At 63.8% G+C, this 6728-nt stretch carries 8 protein-coding genes; all 8 read left to right on the top strand.

All coding sequences use genetic code 11. The features are described from left to right. Positions 1–161: DUF2237 family protein (locus tag IQ216_RS10165; RefSeq protein WP_193815380.1), on the top strand; the 161-nt coding region annotated here is incomplete at its 5' end. 646 nt (positions 162–807) lie between these two features. Beyond that, positions 808–1083 carry an AIR synthase gene (locus IQ216_RS10160; protein WP_193815379.1) on the top strand — a complete coding sequence of 92 codons (276 nt, stop codon included), beginning with the start codon at positions 808–810 and terminating at the stop codon, positions 1081–1083. Positions 1084–1152: 69 nt separating this feature from the next. Then, entirely contained in the window at positions 1153–1527 is a 375-nt protein-coding gene (rpsL, locus tag IQ216_RS10155; protein ID WP_186697323.1) for a 30S ribosomal protein S12, read from the top strand. Positions 1528–1612: 85 nt separating this feature from the next. Then, positions 1613–2083, top strand: a complete 471-nt coding sequence (gene rpsG / locus IQ216_RS10150; RefSeq protein ID WP_186697324.1) for a 30S ribosomal protein S7 — start codon at positions 1613–1615, stop codon at positions 2081–2083. 87 nt (positions 2084–2170) lie between these two features. Further along, positions 2171–4246 (top strand): elongation factor G, encoded by a 2076-nt coding sequence (gene fusA / locus IQ216_RS10145; RefSeq protein WP_186697325.1) that lies wholly within the window; start codon positions 2171–2173, stop codon positions 4244–4246. 39 nt (positions 4247–4285) lie between these two features. Further along, on the top strand, positions 4286–5485 hold the full coding sequence (tuf, locus tag IQ216_RS10140; protein WP_193815378.1) for an elongation factor Tu: 1200 nt from the start codon (positions 4286–4288) through the stop codon (positions 5483–5485). Positions 5486–5693: 208 nt separating this feature from the next. Then, positions 5694–6014 (top strand): 30S ribosomal protein S10, encoded by a 321-nt coding sequence (gene rpsJ, locus IQ216_RS10135; protein WP_186697327.1) that lies wholly within the window; start codon positions 5694–5696, stop codon positions 6012–6014. An 87-nt stretch (positions 6015–6101) separates the two neighbouring features. Then, positions 6102–6728: LON peptidase substrate-binding domain-containing protein (locus IQ216_RS10130; protein ID WP_193815377.1), on the top strand; the 627-nt coding region annotated here is incomplete at its 3' end.

The raw sequence follows: 6728 nt of genomic DNA, 5'->3' as shown, positions 1-6728 counted from the left end.
GCCTCAAACCGGGCGACAGCTGGTGCCTCTGCGCCGGCCGCTGGCAACAAGCCTTCGAAGCCAACAGTGCCCCACGGGTCAAACTGCGCGCCACCCACCAAAGAGCCCTCGAAGCTTGCGAACTTGCTGACCTAAAAGCCCATGCCGCGGATCTCAGCTGAATGACTGACGCAAGCCGGGAGCATCCGACCGCAGACTGGCAAAGCCTGCAAGCCAGGCTCAGAACCATCGGCCACCGCCGCCTGATTCTGGTAGAGGGCTCGCAGGAAAACACCTGCACCTGGATGCACCGGCAACTGTCCCGGAGGAATACCAGCCACAGCTTGTGGGTTGGCCGGGCCGAACACGCCGAAGCCGTGGGCCTGCCACACCTTCAGGCCAACCATTACCAGCAATGGCTGGGCCGGGAAACCAGCCTGCTGGTTTGGGACGGCTGGCAAGGCAATCCGCCAGATGCCTTTGCGGCACTGGCAGGCACGCTGCAGGCCGGAGGGTTACNNNWSTGGCYSSWSCCKSSCCWRGRYCGSYNNGSYGYYRCTRKGCCNNGRYCYGSRYKAYGYCCKCNACCKNGMCKKSRKCNAGCNCSAMSRGCMTSSWKYTGSNCGSCAGSCWNNCSANGGTGAWSGGYSGCGRYGYSKCCRKNNTYCNGGTRCANNCANACGRCNTCNGGCYTGGYKMRCTGRNNCCGGRATYSMCSSCWSWYASWGYSGSTKTSAYNNCGCMWNCMACCGMTSMRMWGCMNCAANNGSNGCMACANCCTGSNGCSKTTCGGCCAGGGCCGCCGCCGAGCTCGGGCGCCAGGCGGCCGTGGCCGGCACCCCCGGCCTGATCCATCTGGATCTGGTGGAGGGCGGCTGCGCCCGCTGGACGATCAGGGTGCGCCCTGGCCACCTGGCGGGGGTGCCGATTGCCCGGGCCGACGGGGTGACCCTCTACGCGCCGGCCGAGCAGCAGGAGCTGCTCACCGGCCTCACCCTCGATTACCGCGGCGACCTCAGCGGCGGCGGCTTCCTGGTGCGCCCCGGCGACGGGGTGGCGAGCTGCGCCTGCGGAGCCGCCTTCAGCCGCTCACCGGAGCGGTGACGGACGACCCAGTAAGGTGGCGGATTGTCGCAATCGGTCGGACGTCCGACCTGTGTTCTCCGGCCCTCGATGCCCACTATCCAGCAACTGATCCGCACTGAACGGCAGCGTCTGACCCGCAAGACGAAGTCACCCGCCCTGCGCTCCTGCCCGGAACGCCGTGGGGTGTGCACCCGCGTGTACACGTCCACCCCCAAGAAGCCGAACTCGGCGCTCCGCAAGGTGGCCCGCGTGCGGCTCACCTCCGGCTTTGAGGTGACGGCCTACATCCCCGGCATCGGCCACAACCTCCAGGAGCACTCCGTGGTGCTGATCCGCGGCGGCCGGGTGAAAGACCTGCCCGGTGTCCGCTACCACATCATCCGCGGCACGCTGGACACCGCCGGTGTCAAGGACCGGCGCCAGTCTCGCTCCAAATACGGCGCCAAGACGCCGAAGTCGTGACCTGACCCCAGCAGGCGGCAGGCACGGCCCAGGGCCGCTGCCTCCTGCAGGCTCCCCTTGATTCTCTCAGCACCTCGCAATCCCGATGTCCCGCCGCAACGCCGCCGAAAAGCGACCGATCCTGCCCGATCCCCAGTTCAACAGCCGACTGGCCTCGATGATCGTGGCCCGTCTGATGAAGCACGGCAAGAAGTCCACGGCCCAGCGCATCCTCTCCGATGCGTTCTCGATGATCAACGAGCGCACCGGCTCCGATCCCCTCGAGCTCTTTGAAACCGCCGTTCGCAACGCCACCCCGCTGGTGGAGGTGCGGGCCCGCCGCGTGGGTGGTGCCACCTATCAGGTGCCGATGGAAGTGCGGCAGGAGCGGGGCACCGCCATGGCCCTGCGCTGGCTGGTCAACTTCTCGCGGGCCCGCAACGGCCGCAGCATGGCCCAGAAGCTCGCCGGTGAGCTGATGGATGCCGCCAACGAGGCCGGCAGTGCCGTGCGCAAGCGCGAAGAGACTCACAAGATGGCCGAGGCCAACAAGGCCTTCGCCCACTACCGCTACTGATCGCGACAGCGTGGTGTGGCCTCGGGGCCTGCAGGCTGATCAGTAGGATACCAACCGTTTTTTGTAGACCCTTCGGAGACATTCCTCGTGGCTCGCGCCTTTCCACTGGAACGCGTCAGAAATATCGGCATTGCCGCCCATATCGACGCGGGCAAGACAACCACCACCGAGCGGATCCTGTTCTATTCCGGGGTGGTCCACAAGATCGGCGAGGTGCATGACGGCGCCGCCGTCACCGACTGGATGGCCCAGGAGCGCGAGCGGGGCATCACGATCACGGCAGCGGCCATTTCCACCAGCTGGAAAGACCACCGCATCAACATCATCGACACCCCTGGTCACGTCGACTTCACCATTGAGGTGGAGCGTTCGATGCGGGTGCTCGACGGCGTGATCGCCGTCTTCTGTGCCGTGGGCGGCGTGCAGCCCCAGTCCGAAACCGTGTGGCGCCAGGCGGATCGCTACAAAGTGCCCCGCATGGTGTTCGTCAACAAGATGGACCGCACCGGCGCGGACTTCCTCAAGGTCTACGAGCAGATCAAGGATCGCCTCAAGGCCAGCGCAGCCCCGATCCAATTGCCGATCGGCGCCGAGGGCGAACTGAGCGGCATCGTGGATCTGGTCAAGAACCGGGCTTTCATCTACAAGGATGAGCTCGGCAAGGACATCGAGGAGACCGACATCCCCGCCTCCATGGCCGAGGAAGCCGCCCACTGGCGCAACAAGCTGATGGAGTCGGTCGCTGAAACCGACGAAGACCTGGTGGAGGTGTTCCTCGAAACCGGCGAGCTCAGTGATGAGCAGCTGCGCCAGGGCATCCGCACCGGCGTGCTCAAGCACGGCCTGGTGCCCATGCTGTGTGGCTCGGCCTTCAAGAACAAAGGCGTGCAGCTGTTGCTGGATGCGGTGGTCGACTACCTCCCCGCCCCGATTGACGTGCCGCCGATCCAGGGCCTGCTGCCCGATGGCACGGAGGCCCTCCGGCCTGCAGAGGATGGCGCCCCCTTCAGCGCCCTGGCCTTCAAGGTGATGGCCGATCCCTTCGGCAAGCTCACTTTTGTGCGGATTTACTCCGGTGCGCTTAAGAAGGGCAGCTATGTGCTGAACTCAACGAAAGATAAGAAGGAACGCATCTCACGCCTGATTATCCTCAAAGCCGATGATCGAGAAGAGGTGGATGAACTTCGCGCTGGCGATCTTGGCGCCGTCCTCGGCCTCAAGGACACCACCACTGGAGATACCCTCTGCGTAGAAAGCGATCCGATCATTCTCGAATCGCTTTACATCCCCGAGCCCGTGATTTCGGTGGCCGTGGAGCCCAAGACCAAAGGTGACATGGACAAACTGTCCAAGGCCCTGCAGTCGTTGTCGGAAGAGGATCCCACCTTCAGAGTGTCCACTGACCCGGAAACCAACCAGACCGTGATCGCCGGCATGGGTGAACTCCACCTGGAGATTCTGGTGGATCGGATGCTGCGTGAGTTCAAAGTGGAGGCCAACATCGGCGCTCCCCAGGTGTCTTACCGGGAAACGATCCGTGCCAAGGCCAAGGGCGAAGGCAAGTTCGCCCGTCAAACGGGCGGCAAGGGCCAATATGGTCACGTCGTGATCGAGATGGAGCCGGGCGAACCGGGCACAGGGTTTGAGTTCGTCAACAAGATTGTTGGCGGCATTGTGCCCAAGGAGTACATCGGCCCGGCTGAATCCGGCATGAAGGAAACCTGCGAATCCGGCGTGATCGCGGGCTACCCGATGATCGATGTGAGGGTCACCATGGTGGATGGCTCCTATCACGACGTCGACTCCTCGGAGATGGCGTTCAAGATCGCCGGCTCCATGGCCTTCAAGGACGGCGTCAAGAAGTGCAATCCTGTGCTGCTTGAACCGATGATGAAGGTTGAGGTCGAGATCCCCGAGGACTTCCTCGGATCCGTGATCGGCGACCTTTCCTCCCGCCGCGGCCAGGTCGAAGGACAGTCCATCGATGATGGACGGTCCAAGGTCCAGTCCAAGGTGCCCCTGGCCGAGATGTTCGGCTACGCCACCCAGCTCCGATCCATGACCCAGGGTCGGGGTATCTTCTCGATGGAGTTCAGCCATTACGAGGAAGTTCCTCGCAATGTGGCCGAGGCCATCATCTCCAAGAATCAGGGCAAGTCCTGATCTTCACCCTATCCAACAACCCCCCGATTCTTTCCTCCCATGGCTCGCGAAAAGTTCGAAAGGAACAAACCCCACGTCAACATCGGCACCATCGGCCACGTTGACCACGGCAAGACCACCCTCACCGCCGCCATCACCAACGTGCTGGCCAAAAAGGGTTTCGCGAAGGCCCAGGCCTACGACATGATCGACGGCGCTCCTGAGGAGCGTGAGCGCGGCATCACGATCAACACCGCCCACGTCGAGTACGAAACCGACAACCGTCACTACGCCCACGTCGACTGCCCCGGTCACGCGGACTACGTCAAAAACATGATCACCGGGGCCGCCCAGATGGACGGCGCCATCCTGGTGGTCGCCGCCACTGATGGCCCCATGGCCCAGACCAAGGAGCACATTCTGCTGGCCAAGCAGGTGGGTGTGCCCGCCCTGGTGGTCGCCCTGAACAAGTGCGACATGGTGGATGACGAGGAGATTCTCGAGCTGGTGGAGCTGGAAGTGCGCGAGCTGCTGAGCAGCTATGACTTCCCCGGCGATGACATCCCCGTGATCAAGGTGTCTGGCCTCAAGGCCCTCGAAGGCGATGCCGAGTGGGAGGCCAAGATCGGCGAACTGATGGAAGCCGTGGATGCCTCCATCCCCGAGCCGGAGCGCGAGATCGACAAGCCCTTCCTGATGGCTGTTGAAGACGTGTTCTCGATCACCGGTCGCGGCACCGTGGCCACCGGCCGGATCGAGCGCGGCAAGGTGAAGGTGGGCGAGGAAATCGAGATCGTGGGCATCAGGGACACCCGCAAGAGCACCGTGACCGGGGTGGAGATGTTCCGCAAGCTCCTCGACGAAGGCATGGCCGGTGACAACGTGGGCCTGCTGCTGCGCGGTATCCAGAAGGAGGACATCGAGCGCGGCATGGTACTGATCAAGCCCGGTTCGATCACGCCCCACACCAAGTTCGAGGGTGAGGTGTACGTGCTCAAGAAGGAAGAGGGTGGTCGCCACACTCCCTTCTTTGCCGGCTACCGGCCCCAGTTCTACATCCGTACGACGGACGTGACTGGCCAGATCACCGCCTTCACCGCCGATGACGGCTCCAACGTGGAAATGGTGATGCCGGGCGACCGCATCAAAATGACCGGTGAGCTGATCTGCCCTGTGGCCATCGAGCAGGGCATGCGCTTCGCCATCCGTGAGGGCGGTCGCACCATCGGTGCCGGCGTGGTGTCCAAGATCATCTCCTGATGGCGACAGGGGGCAGCCAGGCAGACATTGCCAGGCTGCCCCCAGCTCTTCAGCCTCGAATGACGCACTGAGTTAGCTCAGCGCCTTCGTGACCAGAACATCGACAATTCAGTGTGCAGATCCCCTAGGGGTCGACCCATCCACTGCCTAGCCATCCCCTCCGTCCAAGGACGTTTCCTCCTGGCCATCCGGCCAGCTTTTGATCTCCATGTCCACCGCCATCCCCCAGCAGAAGATCCGCATTCGCCTGAAAGCGTTTGATCGGCGCATGCTTGATCTCTCCTGCGAAAAAATCATTGAAACGGCTGACCACACAGCCGCCACGGCGATCGGGCCGATCCCACTGCCCACCAAGCGCAAGATCTACTGCGTGCTGCGCTCGCCCCACGTCGACAAGGATTCCCGGGAGCACTTTGAAACCCGCACCCACCGGCGCATCATCGACATCTATAGCCCTTCGGCCAAGACGATCGACGCTCTGATGAAGCTCGATCTGCCCAGTGGTGTGGACATCGAAGTGAAGCTCTGAGCCAGATCCTGCGGCCCCTGCCGCGCCTTCCAGGGCGCGGGCCCCTTACCTTCTTCCTAGGATGGCTCGGCAACTCCTCAACTCGCCATGGGTGAACTGGCCGTAAGGGAGCTGCCGCTCTTCCCCCTCCCTGACGTGGTGCTCTTCCCCCAGGAAGTTCTGCCTCTGCATATCTTCGAGCCCCGCTACCGCATGCTGCTGCGCACGGTGATGGCCGAAGACCGCCGCTTCGGGGTGGTGCGCTGGGATCCCAAATCTCAGGAGATGGCGGACATCGGCTGCTGTGCCGAGATCATCCACTGCCAGACCCAGGACGACGACCGCAGCAACGTCGTGACCATGGGGCAGCAGCGCTTCCGGGTGCTGGACATCGTGCGGGAAGCCCCGTTTCGGGTGGGCCTGGTGAGCTGGATCGAAGACGGAGACACCGACTCCCCCGAAGCCCTCAAGACCCTGGCCGGCAGCGTGGACCAGGCCCTGCGCGACGTGGTGGAACTCACCGCCAAGCTGGTGGGCAAGCCGGCCAGCCTGCCCAGCGACCTGCCGGATCTGCCCCGCGAGCTCTCCTTCTGGATCGGCTCCCACCTGGGCGGCCCCGTCGCCGACCACCAGCAGGCCCTGCTGGAGCTCACCGACACGGGCGAACGGCTGCGACAGGAGTACGACCTGCTGGATCAGACCCGGCGTCAGCTGGCAGCTCGCACAGTGCTGAAA

The organism is Cyanobium sp. LEGE 06143 (assembly GCF_015207535.1).
Classification (GTDB): domain Bacteria; phylum Cyanobacteriota; class Cyanobacteriia; order PCC-6307; family Cyanobiaceae; genus NIES-981.
The sequence above is the reverse complement of the archived record's forward strand: the minus strand, read 5'-3'. Positions and strand labels throughout refer to the sequence as shown.